Raw genomic sequence first — 16,516 nt, forward strand, 5'->3', positions numbered from 1 at the left:
GTAGACTGGACGGGTCTTGACGAGGGGTGGACCGTGCCGCAGGAGACCGCGGAGAGCACGACCGACGCTCCGGCAGTGCTGCCGGTCCGCGTGGCGATCGTCGACGACCACGAGTCGGTGCGCCTCGGCGTACGGGCCGTGTGCCTCGACGCCGGGTTCAAGGTCGTCGCCGCCACCGCCTCGGTGAGCGAGCTCTGGGTCGCCCTCGGGTCGGAGCGCTGCGACGTGATCGTGCTCGACCTGAGCCTCGGCGACGGCTTCACCGTCACCGAGAACGTTCAGCACGCCCTCTCGCTCGGCGCCGCCGTGCTCGTGCACAGCATCGCCGACCGGGTCGTGCTGGTGCGGGAGGCGCTCGCCGCGGGGGCGGCCGGGGTCATCCCGAAGTCGGCGGCGGCGAGCGCGGTCACCTCGGCGATCGGTGCGCTCGCACGTGGCGAGGTGCTCAACAACCTCGAGTGGGCGAGCGCCATCGACGCCGACCCGGAGTTCGGGCGCGCCCAGCTGGCGCAGCGTGAGCGCGACGTGCTGCATCTCTACGCCTCCGGCCTGCCGCTGTCGCAGGTGGCGATGAAGCTCGGCATCAAGGTGTCGACGGCGAAGGAGTACCTCGACCGCATCAGGGCCAAGTACGTCGAGGTGGGGCGGCCGGCACGGTCGAAGGTGGAGCTGCTGCGGCGCGCCGTCGAAGACGGCATCCTCGCCCTCGACGAGCGCGGACATGCCGACTGAGCTGCCCGGCCCGCGCACCGGTCCGCCGCGCAGCCGCGAGCGGATCGACCGCACCCTGGCGAGGATGGTGGGGCTCTTCGGCTTCGTCTTCGCGGTGCTGTCGATCCCGGTGCTGAACGACGCAGCCCACACGCTGAGGCCCGAATGGGGCAGGGGCATCGCCATCGCCCTGTTCGGCTCGATCCTCCTCGCCCTGGTCTCGTCCCTGCTCGACCGCGGGGTGCGGCCGGCGATGGGGCTCGTCGCCTGCGTCTTCGTCGTGACCCTGGTGCTCTGGCCGTTCGCCGTACGCTCACCCACTGCGGCCCTCGGCACGCAGCCCTGGCTCTGGTACATCGTCATCGTCGCGATCGCCGCGGCGGCGATCTCGTTCACCACCGTCTGGGCCTCCGTCTACGCCGTCGGCGTCCCTGTCGTGTTCGCGGTGCTGCGGGTGATGCCGGCAGGAGGCGGCGCCGACGTGCTGCACGCCGTGCTCGACGCGGGCTACTCCCTGCTGCTCGGGGTGTTCGTCGTGATCGTCGTGACGATGCTGCGGACCACCGCCACCCGCGTCGATGCCGCCCAGCGCACGGCCATGGCGGCCTACGCGGAGGCCGCGAAGCGGCACGCCACCGAGAACGAGCGCACCAGGGTCGACACCGTCATCCACGACCGGGTGCTCTCGACGCTGCTGGCGGCGGCCCGCAGCGAGACCGACGACGAACGGATGCGCAGCGTGCAGATGGCCGAGCGCGCTCTCGTCGCGCTGCAGAGCGCCGAGGCCGAGAGCGAGGTCAGGGCACCGGTCGCCCTCTCCGTGCTGGCGGAGCGGCTGCGTGCACTCGCCGACTCCTCCGCCGCCGACATCACGTTCTCCGCCTCGGGCGGGCTCTCGGGCAAGGCGCCGGCCCGCGTCGTCGAGGGGGTGTACTCGGCCACCGTGCAGGCGGTGGAGAACAGTCTCCAGCACGCCGGGGGAGCGGGGGTGCTGCGCTCGATCTCGCTGCACGCCGAGGGGGGCGGTTTCACCGTTGTCGTTGCCGACACCGGCGCGGGGTTCGACCCCGCAGCCGTGCCCGCCGACCGGCTCGGCCTCCGCATCTCCATCCGCGAGCGGGTGGAGTCGATCGCAGGGAGCGCCACGGTGCGCTCGGTGCGGGGTGAGGGCACATCGGTCGTCATCGACTGGCCGGCCGAGCGCGCGCAGCCGACGGCCGAGGACGGCGCGGGCGGCTCCCCGGACGACCGCGCGGGAGGACTCCCGTGATCTCCGTCCCCCGATTCCTGCTGGTCGGGCTGGCGGCCCTCTTCTCCGCCTTCCACATCGTGCTCGGTCTCTCGGCCCTCGACCTCGTCGAGAATCCGGCGGCGACGATCGCGGCGATGACGCTCTACGCGGTCGCCTCCGCGCTCAGCCTCGCCCCCTCGCGGTCGGTGCGGATGCCCCCGGCGATCGCCGCGCTCAACCTCGGGGCGATCGCCGTCGGCCTCATCCTGGTGCTCGCCCAGCTCGACCCCGACAACGACAACGGCTACGCCACCTGGATCGTCGGAGCGGCGGGCACGCTCATGACCATCACCGTGGTGCGTCAGCGGCCCTGGGTGGCCTGGAGCGGGATCGGCGTCATGCTGGTGGCGCTCGTCATCTGGTCGCGCGACCCCCTCGCCCTCCCCGCCCTCGGCGCGATCGGCGGGCCGATCTGGGTCGCGGTGGGCCAGGCGACGACGGTCACCATCTCGCGCTCCGGCCGCGACGCGCGCCTGTTCGAGCGGGCCGAGCAGCGAGCTGCCGAGTGGCACGCCCAGGAGGAGGCCGAGTTCTTCGAGCGCCGCGTACGGCTGGCGCAGATGAACACGCTGGTGGCTCCGATGCTCCGGCGGATCGTCGCCACGGGCGGCCGGCTCGACGACGCGGAGCGGCGCGAGTGCCTTCACCTCGAAGCGGCGATGCGCGACGAGATCCGCGGGCGCACGCTGCTCGACGACCGGGTGCGGGAGGCCGTGCGGGGCGCCAGGCGCCGCGGTGTCGAGGTCACCCTGCTCGACGACGGGGGGATCGACGACCTCGAGCGGCGCGAGCTCAGCAGGGTGCTGTCGACGATCGCCCGCGAGGTGGGCCGTGCGAGCGCCGACCGGGTGATCGTGCGCACGGCGCAGCACGACGACGAGACCGCCGTCACGATCGTCGCGCTGAACGACCCGACCGGAGACGACGAGGAGGCGGAGCTGCAGCTCTGGCTCGAGGTGCCGCGCACGGCGATCGTCGAGGAGTGACCCGTCTGAGGTGGGGGTATTCGAGTCAGGGCGACAACCCGAATATCGCCCTGACTCGCCCCCGGAACCGGGCCCGCTTACCCTAGTCGGCCCGATCCGGCGGTGCGGCTTCGAGAAGCCACACCTAGCAACGTCCATCCTGACGGTCAGCGCGCAAGCGCACAGTAGGTATTTCGGAGGACATTTTCGCCGCTGCGCTCAGATTTCTCCCACCGAGCATCCAGAAAGCAGCGAGTCGGTCAGCCGCTGAAACCCCGCCAGGCACCGGGCCCAGGGTGAAGCGGCGCGCGGAGGGCGCGCTGGCTCCGCTCCCAGGCGGAGGGGTCGATGTCGACCTGGTCGTGGAGCTCGTCGAGCTCCTCCTCGACCGCCGCCCCGATGACCGCGGTCACCGCGGCCACCTCATCGGCGGTGACGCCGGACGTGAGCACGTGGATGAGCGGCTGCTGCAGCTCGGCGGCTGTCGAATCGGTCACACCGTCGAGGCTACATTAGATGCCAGGCACCGGAGGGGGATCAGCAGGATGAGGAACACGCTCGCGTTCACCCGGAGGTATCTCGCCACCATCCCCCTCAGCATCGCGTTCGCCGTGCTCATCCTCGTCACCTCGCTCGTCGCCGGAACCTTCTTCGGGCCCCCGTCGGAGGTCACCGAGAACACCTGGGCTGCCGGTGTCACCACCGTCGTCGACATGGGCCATTGGTGGACGGTGTTCACCGCCCTGTTCATCCCGTGGGATCCGTTCCAACTGGTGGCGGGCATCCTCGCCGCGCTGGTACTGCTCGGCGTCGCCGAGCGGTTGCTCGGGCGCCTCCGCATGGTCGCCGTCTTTCTGGTCACCGGCCTCGTCGGCGTGGGCATCGGCGTGCTGCTGCAGTGGGTCGGGTCGCTCGCCGGCGAGTGGTGGGCCGACGGCACCAGCTACGACCTCACCGTCGACCCGCTCACCCCCATCGTCGGCGCGCTGCTCGCCGCCAGCTCGCTCATGGGCCCGTTGTGGCGCCGCCGCGTGCGGCTCGTGGCATTCGGCCTCCTCATCATGTTCGCGCTCTACGTGGGCGACACCTCGACCGTGTACCGGCTCATCGCGGCCATCGCGGGCGTCGTCATCGGGCACGTCATCTCGGGACGGGCGCGCCGCGTCACCTGGCTGAAGAGCTCGTTCGGCGAGGCGCGCGTGCTCATCGCCGCGATCGTCGTGATCGTCGCCGTCGGGCCCCTCACCTCCTGGCTCGACCCCGACGGCAGCGGAGCGTTCGGCCTCGCCGGCAGCTTCTACGGCGACATCTTCCCCACCGCGAGCGACATCCAGGAACTCTGCGCGAGCGCGACCTCCGCCGTCTGCGACGACGTGCAGCGGCTCGCCCAGCTCGGCGGCATCGGGCCCATCGTGCAGACCTTCGTGCCGCTCGCCCTGCTGCTCGTCGCCGCCTGGGGACTCCGGCGCGGGCGGCGCTTCGCGCTCTGGCTCGGCATCGTCGTGAACATCGGGCAGATCGTGCTCGCCTTCGTCTTCCTCAGCCTGGTCGCGTCGTTCGCCTCCACCGACCCCACCGACACCACCGGGCTCGCCGCCATCGACATCGGCGAGTACATCGTCTGGGGCGGGTCGACCGTCGCCGTTCCCGCGGCCGTCGCCATCCTGCTGTTCGTCCACCGCAAGCGCTTCGCCCTCAAGTCGCCCCGTGAGGCGGTCATCCGCTTCTCCGTCACCGTCGCCGCGGCCTTCGCGGTGCTCGCCCTGGTCTACAGCGTCGCCGGAGCGTTCGTGGTGGGTGCCTACATCCCGCAAGGGACCACGATCGTCGAGCTCGTGCTCGACCTGCCGCGGCGCTTCCTCCCGGTCACCATCATCGGCGTGACCCAGGATGCGCTGGTGCCGCCGCCGGGGTTCGTGCTCGTGCTGTTCCAGTGGATCGGCCCGGTGTTCTGGGCGGTGTTCACCCTCGCCTCCCTCCAGCTGCTGAACGCCGACGACCAGACGGTGCGCGTGGGAGACCACCAGCGCATCCGGGCACTGCTGCGCCGTGGCGGGGGAGGCACGCTCGGCTGGATGACCACGTGGCCCGGCAACGTGTACTGGTTCAACGCTGCGGGCGACGCCGCGGTGGCCTACCGGGTGATCAACGGCGTGGCCATCACGATGTCCGACCCGGTGTGCCGGCCGGGCGACGAGCGGCAGACCGTGCGCGACTTCGCCGCGTTCTGCGACGCGAACAGCTGGGTGCCGGTGTTCTACAGCGTGCACGAGCAGTTCCTCCCCGTCTTCGACGAGATGGAGTGGCAGTACATGTCGGTGGGCGAGGAGACCCTCTTGCACCCGCAGACGCTCGAGATGACGGGGAAGGCCTGGCAGAACGTGCGGTCGTCGTTGAACCGCGGCGTGCGCGAAGGCATGACCACGCTGTGGACCACGTACGACGAGCTCCCGCGCCCGTACATCGCGCAGATCAACGCCATCTCGGAGGCGTGGGTGTCGGAGAAGGAGCTGCCGGAGATGGGGTTCACTCTCGGTGCGCTCGAGGAGATCAAAGACCCCGACGTGAAGCTCATGCTCGCCCTCGACGCCTCCGGCAGGATCGCCGCCGTGACGAGCTGGCTGCCGATGTACCGCGACGGCAGAGCCGTGGGGTACACGCTCGACTTCATGCGGCGCGCCGACGAGTCGATGGGCGGCACGATGGAGTACCTCATCGCCTCGAGCGCGCTGCACATGAAGGAGGAGGGCGTCGAGGTGCTGAGCCTCTCGGGCGCTCCGCTCGCCCAGGCGCCGGTACCGAAGGGGGAGGAACCGCCCGCACCCACCGTGATGACGGGGCTGAGCGAGTTCCTCGCGAAGACCCTCGAGCCCGCCTACGGCTTCTCGTCACTGTTCAAGTTCAAGGCGAAGTTCAACCCGAGCTACTCCACGATCTACATGGCGTACCCCGATCCGCTCGCGCTGCCCACCATCGGCGGGGCGCTCGGCAAGGCCTACCTGCCCACGATGTCGGCCAAGGAGGCCGTGTCGCTCGTGCGTACCCTGGTGCGCTGAGAACCAACACAGCCGTACCCTGGTGCGCTAATCCCGAAAGGAACCCATGTCCTGGTTGGTCACCGGAGGAGCCGGCTACATCGGCTCGCACGTCGTCGTCGCGTTGAAGGAGGCGGGTCTCGACCCGGTCGTGCTCGACGACCTGTCGAGCGGGCACGCCTCGTTCGTCCCCGCCGACGTGCCGTTCGTGCAGGGCACCATCCTCGACGGCGAGCTCGTGCGCCGGGCGATCGCCGAGCACGGGGTGACCGGCATCATCCACGTCGCCGGGTTCAAGTACGCCGGTGTCTCGGTGCAGCGCCCGCTGCACACCTACGAGCAGAACGTCACCGGCATGGCGGTTCTCCTGCAGGCGGCGCGTGATGAAGGCGTCGACAAGGTCGTGTTCTCCTCGAGCGCCGCCGTCTACGGCACCCCGCCCACCGACATCGTCACCGAGGACACCCCGAAGTCGCCCGAGAGCCCCTACGGCGAGTCCAAGCTCATCGGCGAGTGGCTCTTGCGCGACCTCGGTGTCTCCGACGGTCTCAAGCACACCTCCCTGCGCTACTTCAACGTCGTCGGCTCAGGCACCCCCGCCCTCTACGACACCAGCCCCCACAACCTCTTCCCCCTCATCTTCGACGCCCTCCTCGACGGCCGCACCCCGCGCATCAACGGCACCGACTACCCCACCCCCGACGGCACCTGCGTCCGCGACTACATCCACGTCTCCGACCTCGCCCTCGCCCACGTCGCCGCCGCTCAGAAGCTCGACGCCGCCGAACCCCTCGAACCGGCCTACAACCTCGGCTCCGGCGACGGCGTCTCCGTCCGCCAGATCATGACCGCCGTCTCAAAGGCAACGGGCATCCCCTTCACCCCCGAAGAAGCCCCCCGCCGCCCCGGCGACCCCGCCCAGATCGTCGCCACCGGCGACCTGGCCGCCCGCGACCTCGACTGGAAGATGCGCCACACCCTCGACGACATGGTCACCTCCGCCTGGCAAGCCCGCGAAGCGGCCGCAGCCGCAGCCGCAGCCGCAGCCGCAGCCGCGACGGCGTAGTCGAGCGCAGCCCTCCCTTCCCCTTCCCGAAACGCGAGAACGAGGGGGAGGATATTCGTGCTCCCGCCGCCTTTGAGCTCCGCTCAACCCTTAGGCGGGAGTGCGAATATCCTCCCCCTCGTTCGCCCCCGCCCTACAGCGGAATGTTCCCGTGCTTCTTTGGCGGCAACGACGCCCGCTTCGTCTTCAGCGCCCGAAGAGCCTTCGTGACCGAGACACGCGTGGCCGCCGGCTCGATCACCCCGTCGAGCTCCCCCCGCTCCGCCGCGAGGAACGGCGACGCCACGTTGTACGTGTACTCGTTCGCGAGCTTCGTGCGCACGGCCGCGACATCCTCGCCCGCCTCCTCGGCCCGCTTGATCTCGCCGCGGTAGAGGATGTTCACGGCGCCCTGGCCGCCCATCACGGCGATCTCGGCTGTCGGCCATGCGAGGTTGATGTCGGCGCCGAGCTGCTTCGAGCCCATGACGATGTAGGCGCCGCCGTAGGCCTTGCGGAGGATGACGGTGACGAGCGGCACGGTGGCCTCGGCGTAGGCGTAGAGCAGCTTGGCGCCGCGGCGGATGACGCCCGTCCACTCCTGGTCGGTGCCCGGGAGGTAGCCGGGCACGTCGACGAGCGTGAGGATCGGGATGGAGAACGCGTCGCAGAAGCGCACGAAGCGTGACGCCTTCTCGCCGGCCTCGATGTTGAGCGTTCCCGCCATCTGGCTCGGCTGGTTGGCGACGATGCCGACGCTGCGGCCCTCGATGCGGGCGAAGCCCACGACGATGTTGGGGGCGTACAGCGGCTGTGTCTCGAGGAAGTCGCCGTTGTCGACGAGGTGCTCGATGACGGTGTGCACGTCGTACGGCTGGTTCGGCGAATCGGGGATGATCGTGTTCAGCTTGCGGTCGGCATCCGTGATCTCGAGCTCGATCTCGCTGTCGTACACCGGCAGCTCGGCGAGGTTGTTCTGCGGGAGGAAGCCGAGCAGGGCGCGGGCGTAGTCGAGCGCGTCGTCCTCGTCGCTCGCGAGGTAGTGCGAGACGCCCGAGACGCTGTTGTGGGTGAGGGCGCCGCCGAGCTCCTCCATGCCGACGTCTTCGCCGGTGACGGTCTTGATCACGTCGGGGCCGGTGACGAACATCTGGCTGGTCTTGTCGACCATGATGACGAAGTCGGTGAGTGCGGGGGAGTACACGGCGCCGCCGGCCGCCGGCCCCATCACGATCGAGATCTGCGGGATGACGCCGCTCGCTGCGGTGTTGCGGCGGAAGATCTCGCCGTACTTGCCGAGCGCGACGACGCCCTCCTGGATGCGCGCGCCGCCGGAGTCGAGCATGCCGATGATGGGAACGCCGGTCTTCAGCGCGAGGTCCATCACCTTGATGATCTTCTCGCCGGCCACCTCGCCGAGCGAGCCGCCGAAGATGGTGAAGTCCTGGGCGTAGACGGCGACCTGCCGACCGTGGATGGTGCCGGTGCCGGTGACGACGGCGTCGCCGTAGGGGCGCGACTTCTCCATGCCGAAGGCGTGGGTGCGGTGCCGCACGAACTCGTCGAGCTCGACGAAGGAGCCGTGGTCGAGCAGCTGCTCGATGCGCTCGCGCGCCGTCTTCTTGCCGCGCTTGTGCTGCTTCTCGATGGCCGCGGCGCCCGAAGCGGTGACGGCCTCGTGGTAGCGGTTCTTCAGGTCGGCCAGTTTGCCCGCCGTCGTGTACATGTCGGGCTGGGCAGAGGTCAGATCTTCACTCACGCGGTTCACTCTACCGGCCAGTACATGCGCCTCCCCGTTGACGAAACCCTCCAAAGGGATGCGCGCCCGTTGTCACCTGCGGATGCCTCGTCGGGTAGCTTTGCGGCATGCGCACGCCGAAGCATCCGTCTCTTCCGCTCTCCGAGGCCGTCGCCCGGAAGCTCGTGTGGCTGCCGCGGGCGGGGTCGACGAACGAGCTGCTGGTGCGGGAGGCGGCGGGCGCCCCGGCCTCGGAGTGGCCCGACCTCGCGGTGCTGGCGACCGACGACCAGGTGGCGGGCAAGGGGCGCCTCGGGCGCGGGTGGACGGCGCCGGCCGGCAAGTGCCTCGCCGTGTCGGTGCTCGTGCGGCCGGGGTCGGTGCCCACCGATCGCTGGGGTGCGGTGCCGCTCATCGCCGGGGTGGCGATGGCGCGGGTGGTGGGGCGGCTCGTGGCCTCGGCGCGGCTGCGCAGCTCGCACGCGCTCGCCGCGCTGCCGGTGGGGCTGAAGTGGCCGAACGACGTGCTCATCGGGGAGGAGAAGGTGTGCGGCATCCTCGGCGAGCTGCTGCCGGATGCGTCGGGGCTCGTCATCGGGGCCGGGGTCAATCTCACCCTGGCCGCCGACGAGCTGCCGACGCCCACGGCCACCTCGCTCGCGCTCGCCGGGGTCGACCCGGTGCACCTCGACTCGGTGCTCGCGGGGTACCTCCAGGACTTCGCCGAGCTGTACGCACGATGGACGGCGCACGGCGGCGACGCCGTGGCGTCGGGGCTCCTCGCCGAGGCGACGAGGGTGTCGGCGACGCTCGGGCGCGCGGTGCGGGTCGAGCTGCCGGGTGGGGTGTTCCGCACCGGTGTGGCGCGGGAGCTCGACGCCGACGGGCGGCTCGTCATCGACCTCGACGACGGCACGGAGCCGCTCGTCGTCGCCGCCGGAGACGTCACCCACCTCCGCCACGCCTCCTGACGCCCTGGCCCCGGCGGGGCACCGGGGCATTTCCCAGGTGGCGGGGCAGAATGAGCGCCATGGCGAAGCGCTCCAGGGCTGACACCGGGTCGTCGACGGGCACCGACTCGTTCACGGCGGTGCTGCGCGGCGACGCCTCCGGGTTCGATGCAGCCCCCGCCGGCGGCGACCCGGATGCCACCGAGCGGGTCGCGCCACCCGGGCGGGGATACAGGCCGAGCCCGCGCGGCGACGGCGACCACGACGCGACCGAGCGGTTCGGGTGGGGAGCGCCCGGTGGTGCGGGCGCGTACCCGCACGCGGGCGTCGACACCGGGCCGGGGTACGGCGCGCCGGCGGCGACACCGCGCGCGCCCGCCGGGTACACCGCGGCGGTCGACCCGCTGCGCGAACGGGGGCCCGCCCCCGAGATCGTGCTGCTGCGGGTGCGCCCGCACGCGCGACGGCTCACGCTGCCCGTGCTCGTGCTGCTCGCCACGGTGACCGTGTACGGCTACTTCGGCGGCCGATTCGCTGAGGACTGGCAGAACCTCGCGGCGCTGGTGGGAGCATCCGCCCTGCTGTTCTTCGCCGTGCTGCTGCCGTTCATCGCCTGGCTCGGGCACCGGTACACCATCACCTCGCGCCGCATCATCGCCCGCACCGGCCTTCTCACCCGCACCCGCCGAGACCTCTACCTCGCCCGCGTCACCGACGTGCGGCTGCGCCGCACCCCGCTGCAGGCACTGTTCTCGGCGGGCAACGTGCACGTCACGGCCGGGCCCGACCTCACCGTGGTGCTCCGCGACGTTCCTTCGGCGCGACTGGTGGCGGCGATGCTCGGGGAGCTGACCGAGCATCCGACCCCCACCTTCCACCGGCTGCCGAGCTGAGCATCCTGCCGGGCCCACCGCCCCGCCGCTAGGCTGGACGCGTGACTTTTCGCGTGGGTGTGATCGGCGGCGGGCAACTGGCACGGATGATGGTGCCGCCCGCGATAGAACTCGGCATCGACATCAGAGTGCTCGCTGAATCGGAGGGCATGTCGGCGGCCATCGCCGCCACCGGGGTGGGCGACTACACCGATCGCGACACCGTGCTCGCCTTCGCCGAGACCGTCGATGTCGTCACCTTCGACCACGAGCACGTGCCCCAGTCGGTGCTGCGCGCGCTCGTCGACGCCGGGGTTCCCGTGCACCCGGGGCCGGATGCGCTGCAGTACGCCCAAGACAAGCTGCGGATGCGCGAACGGCTCGGTGAGCTCGGCGTCCCGATGCCCGACTGGGCCGCGGTCTCGACCATCGAGCAGCTCGACGACTTCATCGCCGATCACGGCGGCTCGGCCGTCGTGAAGACGGCGCGCGGCGGCTACGACGGCAAGGGCGTGCGGGTGGTCACCTCGGGGGCGCAGGCGGAGGAGTGGTTCCTCGCCCTCGACGAAGACGGCCGTGGGGGAGCGCTGCTCGCCGAGGAGCTGGTCGACTTCCGGCGCGAGCTCGCGCAGCTGGTGGCCAGGCGCCCGAGCGGCGACGTGACGCTCTGGCCCGTCGTCGAATCGGTGCAGCAGAACGGCGTGTGCGCCGAGGTGTTCGCCCCCGCCCCGCACTCGGCCGGCCGGGTCGCCGAGATGGCGGCGCAGATCGGCACCACGATCGCTGAAGAACTCGGAGTCACCGGTGTGCTAGCGGTCGAGCTGTTCGAGACGACGGATGAGCGCATCCTGGTGAACGAGCTCGCCATGCGCCCGCACAACACCGGGCACTGGACCATCGACGGCAGCACCACCAGCCAGTTCGAGCAGCACCTGCGCGCCGTGCTCGACCTGCCGTTCGGGGCCACCGGGCACCGGGCGCCGTGGTCGACCATGATCAACATCCTCGGCGGCCCCGCCGACGGCGACCTCGACGGCCCGGCTGCCGCGGCGCTCGGCGCCCAGCCCACCGCCAAGCTCCATCTCTACGGCAAGGAGCCGCGCGCCGGCCGCAAGATCGGCCACGTCACCGTCTCCGGCGACGACCTCGACGAGGTCGTCTACTCCGCGCGCGCCGCTGCGGCGTTCTTCCAGGGCTGAGATTTAGCATGGGGGGCATGCCCTCTGCTTCCACCCGACCGGGCCCGATCGTGGGCGTCATCATGGGGTCGGACTCCGACTTCTCGGTGATGAGCGACGCCGTGCAGGTGCTGCGCGACTTCGACGTGCCGTTCGAGGTGGAGGTCGTCTCGGCGCACCGCACCCCGGAGAAGATGGTCGCCTACGGGCGGTCGGCGCGCGAGCGGGGGCTCCGCGTCATCATCGCGGGCGCCGGGGGCGCAGCCCACCTGCCCGGCATGGTCGCCGCCGTCACCACCCTTCCGGTGATCGGGGTTCCCGTTCCGCTGGCGAAGCTTGACGGGCTCGACTCGCTGCTGTCGATCGTGCAGATGCCGGGCGGCATCCCGGTCGCCACCGTGTCGATCGGCGGGGCGAAGAACGCCGGGCTCCTCGCCGTGAGCATCCTCGCGACGACCGACGACGCGCTCGCCACCGCCCTCGACGGCTATCGGGCCGGCCTCGTCGACCTGGTCGAGGAGAAGAATGCCGCGCTGCAGGAGCGCATCGCATGACGGCGCATCCCTACGCCGGCGCGGTTCCGGGAGCGGGCACCGGTTCGGGCGCGCGCGCCTACGGCAGCGCAGCCGGCACGACGGCGAGCCCCATCCGCTACCCCGACACCACCTCGCCGCGTGCCATGACCGTGCGCGGCTGGTGGCTCGTGGTGCTGAACCTCCTCATGCCGGGCTCGGCGCAGGTGCTGGCCGGCAACCGCAAGCTCGGCCGCTTCGGCCTCTACTTCACGTTCGGTCTCTGGATCACGGCCATCCTCGCCTTCGTGGTCTACCAGATCTGGCCGCAGGTGCTGTTCTCCATCGCCACCCTGCCCATCCCGCTCACCATCGTGCAGGTCGTGCTCGTCGCCTACGCCGTACTCTGGGTGGTGCTGACCCTCGACACCCTGCGACTCGTGCGTCTGGTGCGGGCGGGCCCGCGGGCCCGAACCGCCATCGCGGCGTTCTCGGTCATCCTGCTCACGCTCACCTCGGGCGGCGCGGTCTGGGGTGGTTACCTCGCCGGCGTGCAGCGCGACCTGGTGAACTCCATCTTCTCGGTGCAGGCGGCTGCCGAGCCTCCCGTCGATGGCCGCTACAACATCCTGCTGCTCGGCGGCGACGCCGGCGAAGACCGCGAGGGCCTCCGCCCCGACAGCATGACCGTCGTCTCGATCGAGGCCGACACCGGGCGCGCCACCATGATCGGCATCCCGCGCGACCTGCAGCAGGTGCCGATCGCCGCCGACTCGCCCCTCATCGGCACCGACTACGCCCCCGACGGCGTCTACGACTGCGGCAGCGACTGCCAGATCAGCTTCCTCTACCCGCGCGTGGAGGCCTTCGACTCCGACCTGTATCCGAACGCCGAGGCCGAGGGCTCGCTCCCGGGCATCGAGGCGACGAAGGATGCGATCGAGGGCGCCCTGGGCCTCACCATCCAGTACTACGTGCTCATCGACATGCAGGGCTTCTCCGATCTCATCGACGCGCTCGGCGGCGTCGACATCAACGTCACCGAGGCCCTCCCCATGGGCGGCGACGAGGAGCTCAACGAGGTCGAGGGCTGGATCTGGCCCGGTGAGCAGCACATGGACGGCTACACCGCCCTCTGGTACGCCCGCTCGCGCCACTCCACGAGCGACTACGACCGCATGGAGCGGCAGCGGCAGCTGCAGACCGCCATCCTGCAGCAGTTCGACCCGGTGAACGTGCTGTCGAAGTTCCAGGGCATCGCGGCGGCAGGGGCGCAGGTCGTGAAGACCGACATCCCGCAGTCGACCCTGGCCTACTTCGTCGACCTGGCGCTGAAGACCAAAGACCTCCCGATCGACAACGTCGAGCTCACCCCGCCGCTCATCGACCCCGAGAACCCCGACTGGGATCTCGTGCGCCAGACCGTGGGCGACGCCCTCGTGCTCTCGTCGTCGACCGACACGCCCGCTCACTAACGTCTCTGTGCGAGTCGGCGCGTGCGCCCGCCTCTGCGGCCGGATGGGCGCGGCCGTCCGACCGCGGCGGCCGACGGATGCGCGTGGTCGCGTCGACAGGGGTCGACTCGGTCGGGTCGGCGGCCTAGCCTGGCTGGCATGTGCCGCAACATCATCCCGCTGAACAACCTCGCGCCCGCCGCGACCGACGAGGAGTGCCACGACGCCGCTCTGCAGTTCGTGCGCAAGATCTCGGGCACCACGCAGCCGTCGCGCGTGAACCAGGCGGTGTTCGACGAGGCGGTGGAACAGATCGCCCGCGCCACCCGTGAGCTCCTCGACGGTCTCGTCACCACCGCCCCGCCGAAGTCGCGCGAAGACGAGGCCGCCAAGCGCCAGGCCCGCTCCGCCGACCGCTACGAGGCCCTCCGAGCCTTCCAGGCCCAGAAACGCGCCTCCCGCACCCCCGCCTGAGCGCCACCCACCCTCATCCACCCTCGCACAGCGTTCTAGCCGCCCTCAGGAGGAGCGAACTACACACTCGCACCCTCGCCGACCGCCCCCACCCGCACGAAAGCCGCGGGCCGCGCCTAAACGACCCAGAGCGGCACCCCGACCGGAGTGCCGACCGCCCCGCCACCCGCACGAAAGCCGCGGGCCGCGCCTAATCGACCCAGAGTGGCGGCCCGGCCGGGGTGCCCGACCGCAGGCCGGGCACCCCGACCGGACCGCCACATGCCGCCCACGCCGCAGCAGCGGCGGCGTGGCTAAAGATCAGCATGCAACTGCCACACCTTCTCGGCCGAGTCGCGCCACGAGAAGGCGCGGGCGCGGTCGAGGCCGGAGATGGCGAGGCGGTTGCGCAGGGCGCTGTCGCCGACCACCTGCTGGATGGCGTCGGCGAGCTGGCCGGCGTACGCCTCCGGGGTGGTGCGTTCGACGACGACGGTGGCGCCGGCGGCGACCTCGAGGAGGGCGGGGACGTCGGCGTGGATGACGGGGGTGCCGAAGTTGAAGGCCTCGATGAGGGGCAGCCCGAACCCTTCGGCGAGGCTCGGGTAGACGAACACGGTGGCGCGTTCGAGCACCAGGGCGAGGTCGGAGTCGCTGAGGAACCCGAGCACCTTCACCCGCGACGCGTCGACTCCGGCTGCTTCGACGACGCTCGCCACGTCGACGTCGCCCCAGCCTTCCGGCCCGGCGATGACGAGCGGCAGGTCTCCGGTGGCGGGCATCGCCAGGGCGTGGATGAGCGCACTCAGCCCCTTGCGCGGCTCGAGCGTACCTACGGCGAGGATGTACTTGTCGGGCAGCCCCAGCGCCTCGACGCGTTCGGCCGGGTTCGGCGGCAGCCGCAGCTCGTCGCTCACGGCACCCCCGATGACCCGGATGCGGTCGCCGAAGTCGAGGTAGCGCGACAGGTCTTCGGCCACCGCGTGCGTGGGCACCACGATGGCGTCGGCGAACTTCGCCGCACGCTTAGCCATGGCCTTGTGCCAGGTGACGCCGCGAGGGGTGAGGGTCTGCGGATGCGTCCACGGCACGACGTCGTGGATGGTCACCGCCACCTGTGTGCCGAGCTCTTCGCGCCGGTCGTGCTTGCGCAGCGGGGCGAGGAGGCTGGTGGCATGCACCATGCCGTTGCCGGAGGAGCCGATGATGCCGTGCTGCCAGGCCGCCGAGAGCTCCCGCCGGGCCAGGGTGGCGCGATGGAGCCCGGCGAGCCCGGGAAGGCGGGCGGTCAGCTCATCGGCGGTCTCGGTCGGCACCGCCGACACGATGCCCTCCACGTCGCAGTTGCGCGGCGCGGTGGCGATGAGCTGCTTGGTGAGTTCGAGCGTGTAGCGACCGATTCCGCCGGGTACGGGAGCCACCAGCTGATCGATGATCACCCGCAGCGTCGCCATTACTCTCCAAAAACTCCCGATGACGCCGCCTCATGGAGCGCGGCACGCCAGTCTCGCATGGGCTCCAATCCCGCTCGGGACCACGCGTCGTGCCCGAGCACGGAGTACGCGGGACGCGGGGCGGGACGAACAAACTGCGAGCTGTCCGTTGGCTTGACCTTATCAGGGTCGAGTCCGGCTTCCTGAAAGGTTGCCTGGGCGAAGTCGAACCAGCTGGCCTGCCCCGAGTTGGTGCCGTGGTAGACGCCGGCGGGGGCGTCTGAGTCGGCGAGAAGCACGAGCTGGCGGGCGAGGTCGGCGGTCCAGGTGGGCTGCCCGACCTGGTCGTTGACGACGCTCACGCTGTCGCGCTCGCGGCCGAGGCGGAGCATCGTGGCGGGGAAGTTCGCGCCGTGCCGGCCGTACAGCCACGCGGTGCGCACGACGTAGCCGCCCGCCGGGTTGAGGCCGAGCACCGCCTCTTCGCCGCCGGCCTTGGTGCGGCCGTAGGCGTTCAGCGGGTCGCGCGGTTCGTCTTCGGGGTAGGGCGCCGTGGCGTCGCCCTGGAAGACGTAGTCGGTGGAGACCTGGAACAGCTTCGCGTCGTTCGCCGCGGTCGCCTCGGCGAGGGTGGCCGGCCCCAGCGCGTTCACCGCGTGGGCCGCTTCCTCGTCGGTCTCGGCGGCGTCGACCGCGGTGTAGGCGGCGCAGTTGAACACGACGTCGACGCCGGCGAGAGCGGATGCGACGGCCACGGCATCGGTGATGTCGAGGTCGGCGCGGGTGAGCGCCACGACGTCGCGGCCGGCGAGGGCCTCCTGCAGGTCGCGGCCGAGCATCCCGGCCGCTCCGGTGATGAGGTAACGGGTCACCGGGTGC

15 protein-coding genes are annotated in these 16,516 nt (G+C 71.0%); 11 read left to right on the plus strand and 4 right to left on the minus strand.

The window, feature by feature from the left end; translation table 11 throughout:
• Positions 1-33: 33 nt before the first annotated feature.
• The 3 genes from ABFY20_RS05250 to ABFY20_RS05260 are packed head-to-tail and all read left to right on the plus strand — an operon-like array spanning position 34 to position 2,988.
• Positions 34-732: a response regulator gene (locus tag ABFY20_RS05250; protein ID WP_368498884.1), complete on the plus strand. Its 699-nt coding sequence runs from the start codon at positions 34-36 to the stop codon at positions 730-732.
• Positions 722-1,981 carry a sensor histidine kinase gene (locus tag ABFY20_RS05255; RefSeq protein ID WP_368498885.1) on the plus strand — a complete coding sequence of 420 codons (1,260 nt, stop codon included), beginning with the start codon at positions 722-724 and terminating at the stop codon, positions 1,979-1,981. The genes ABFY20_RS05250 and ABFY20_RS05255 overlap by 11 nt, the downstream gene beginning before the upstream one ends.
• Positions 1,978-2,988 carry a hypothetical protein gene (locus ABFY20_RS05260; protein WP_368498886.1) on the plus strand — a complete coding sequence of 337 codons (1,011 nt, stop codon included), beginning with the start codon at positions 1,978-1,980 and terminating at the stop codon, positions 2,986-2,988. Before ABFY20_RS05255 ends, ABFY20_RS05260 begins: the two co-directional genes overlap by 4 nt.
• Before the next feature lie 239 nt (positions 2,989-3,227).
• Here ABFY20_RS05260 and ABFY20_RS05265 read toward each other — a convergent pair whose 3' ends face one another.
• Positions 3,228-3,464 (minus strand): acyl-CoA carboxylase subunit epsilon, encoded by a 237-nt coding sequence (locus ABFY20_RS05265; protein WP_368498887.1) that lies wholly within the window; start codon positions 3,462-3,464, stop codon positions 3,228-3,230.
• Between the two features lie 48 nt (positions 3,465-3,512).
• On the opposite strand from ABFY20_RS05265, the gene ABFY20_RS05270 reads away from it, so the two are divergent.
• Both ABFY20_RS05270 and galE read left to right on the plus strand, forming a co-directional pair.
• A complete protein-coding gene (locus tag ABFY20_RS05270) occupies positions 3,513-6,023 on the plus strand; it encodes a rhomboid family intramembrane serine protease (protein ID WP_368498888.1) in 2,511 nt (836 codons plus the stop codon).
• A gap of 46 nt (positions 6,024-6,069) precedes the next feature.
• Positions 6,070-7,068, plus strand: a complete 999-nt coding sequence (galE, locus tag ABFY20_RS05275) for a UDP-glucose 4-epimerase GalE (protein WP_368498889.1) — start codon at positions 6,070-6,072, stop codon at positions 7,066-7,068.
• A 133-nt stretch (positions 7,069-7,201) separates the two neighbouring features.
• On the opposite strand, the gene ABFY20_RS05280 is transcribed toward galE, so the two are convergent.
• Positions 7,202-8,773 (minus strand): acyl-CoA carboxylase subunit beta, encoded by a 1,572-nt coding sequence (locus tag ABFY20_RS05280; RefSeq protein ID WP_368499740.1) that lies wholly within the window; start codon positions 8,771-8,773, stop codon positions 7,202-7,204.
• Positions 8,774-8,913: 140 nt separating this feature from the next.
• Between ABFY20_RS05280 and ABFY20_RS05285 the strand changes: the two genes are divergently transcribed.
• From ABFY20_RS05285 to ABFY20_RS05310, 6 genes are all read left to right on the plus strand, one after another.
• Positions 8,914-9,756: a biotin--[acetyl-CoA-carboxylase] ligase gene (locus tag ABFY20_RS05285; protein ID WP_368498890.1), complete on the plus strand. Its 843-nt coding sequence runs from the start codon at positions 8,914-8,916 to the stop codon at positions 9,754-9,756.
• 59 nt (positions 9,757-9,815) lie between these two features.
• Positions 9,816-10,628 carry a PH domain-containing protein gene (locus tag ABFY20_RS05290; protein WP_368498891.1) on the plus strand — a complete coding sequence of 271 codons (813 nt, stop codon included), beginning with the start codon at positions 9,816-9,818 and terminating at the stop codon, positions 10,626-10,628.
• 41 nt (positions 10,629-10,669) lie between these two features.
• Positions 10,670-11,806 carry a 5-(carboxyamino)imidazole ribonucleotide synthase gene (locus ABFY20_RS05295; protein WP_368498892.1) on the plus strand — a complete coding sequence of 379 codons (1,137 nt, stop codon included), beginning with the start codon at positions 10,670-10,672 and terminating at the stop codon, positions 11,804-11,806.
• A gap of 17 nt (positions 11,807-11,823) precedes the next feature.
• Positions 11,824-12,339 carry a 5-(carboxyamino)imidazole ribonucleotide mutase gene (gene purE / locus ABFY20_RS05300; RefSeq protein WP_368498893.1) on the plus strand — a complete coding sequence of 172 codons (516 nt, stop codon included), beginning with the start codon at positions 11,824-11,826 and terminating at the stop codon, positions 12,337-12,339.
• Positions 12,336-13,772, plus strand: a complete 1,437-nt coding sequence (locus ABFY20_RS05305) for an LCP family protein (RefSeq protein ID WP_368498894.1) — start codon at positions 12,336-12,338, stop codon at positions 13,770-13,772. Before purE ends, ABFY20_RS05305 begins: the two co-directional genes overlap by 4 nt.
• A gap of 138 nt (positions 13,773-13,910) precedes the next feature.
• Complete coding sequence (locus tag ABFY20_RS05310; protein ID WP_368498895.1) at positions 13,911-14,225, plus strand: DUF2277 domain-containing protein; 315 nt, start codon at positions 13,911-13,913, stop codon at positions 14,223-14,225.
• Between the two features lie 293 nt (positions 14,226-14,518).
• Here the strand turns inward: ABFY20_RS05310 and ABFY20_RS05315 are convergent, their stop codons facing one another.
• Positions 14,519-15,658 carry a glycosyltransferase family 4 protein gene (locus tag ABFY20_RS05315; RefSeq protein WP_368498896.1) on the minus strand — a complete coding sequence of 380 codons (1,140 nt, stop codon included), beginning with the start codon at positions 15,656-15,658 and terminating at the stop codon, positions 14,519-14,521.
• Complete coding sequence (rfbD, locus tag ABFY20_RS05320; RefSeq protein WP_368498897.1) at positions 15,658-16,509, minus strand: dTDP-4-dehydrorhamnose reductase; 852 nt, start codon at positions 16,507-16,509, stop codon at positions 15,658-15,660. The genes ABFY20_RS05315 and rfbD overlap by 1 nt, the downstream gene beginning before the upstream one ends.
• Positions 16,510-16,516 lie beyond the last annotated feature (7 nt).

It is taken from the genome of Herbiconiux sp. A18JL235 (assembly GCF_040939305.1).
Lineage (GTDB): Bacteria > Actinomycetota > Actinomycetes > Actinomycetales > Microbacteriaceae > Herbiconiux.

Excerpts from the sequence above, each read along its gene's own strand:
- ABFY20_RS05255 (WP_368498885.1), top strand. The coding sequence starts at position 722 with ATGCCGACTGAGCTGCCCGGCCCGCGCACCGGTCCGCCGCGCAGCCGC.
- ABFY20_RS05270 (WP_368498888.1), top strand. The coding sequence starts at position 3,513 with ATGAGGAACACGCTCGCGTTCACCCGGAGGTATCTCGCCACCATCCCC.
- galE (WP_368498889.1), top strand. The coding sequence starts at position 6,070 with ATGTCCTGGTTGGTCACCGGAGGAGCCGGCTACATCGGCTCGCACGTC.
- ABFY20_RS05280 (WP_368499740.1), bottom strand. The coding sequence starts at position 8,773 with ATGTACACGACGGCGGGCAAACTGGCCGACCTGAAGAACCGCTACCAC.
- ABFY20_RS05285 (WP_368498890.1), top strand. The coding sequence starts at position 8,914 with ATGCGCACGCCGAAGCATCCGTCTCTTCCGCTCTCCGAGGCCGTCGCC.
- ABFY20_RS05290 (WP_368498891.1), top strand. The coding sequence starts at position 9,816 with ATGGCGAAGCGCTCCAGGGCTGACACCGGGTCGTCGACGGGCACCGAC.
- purE (WP_368498893.1), top strand. The coding sequence starts at position 11,824 with ATGCCCTCTGCTTCCACCCGACCGGGCCCGATCGTGGGCGTCATCATG.
- ABFY20_RS05305 (WP_368498894.1), top strand. The coding sequence starts at position 12,336 with ATGACGGCGCATCCCTACGCCGGCGCGGTTCCGGGAGCGGGCACCGGT.
- ABFY20_RS05310 (WP_368498895.1), top strand. The coding sequence starts at position 13,911 with ATGTGCCGCAACATCATCCCGCTGAACAACCTCGCGCCCGCCGCGACC.
- ABFY20_RS05315 (WP_368498896.1), bottom strand. The coding sequence starts at position 15,658 with ATGGCGACGCTGCGGGTGATCATCGATCAGCTGGTGGCTCCCGTACCC.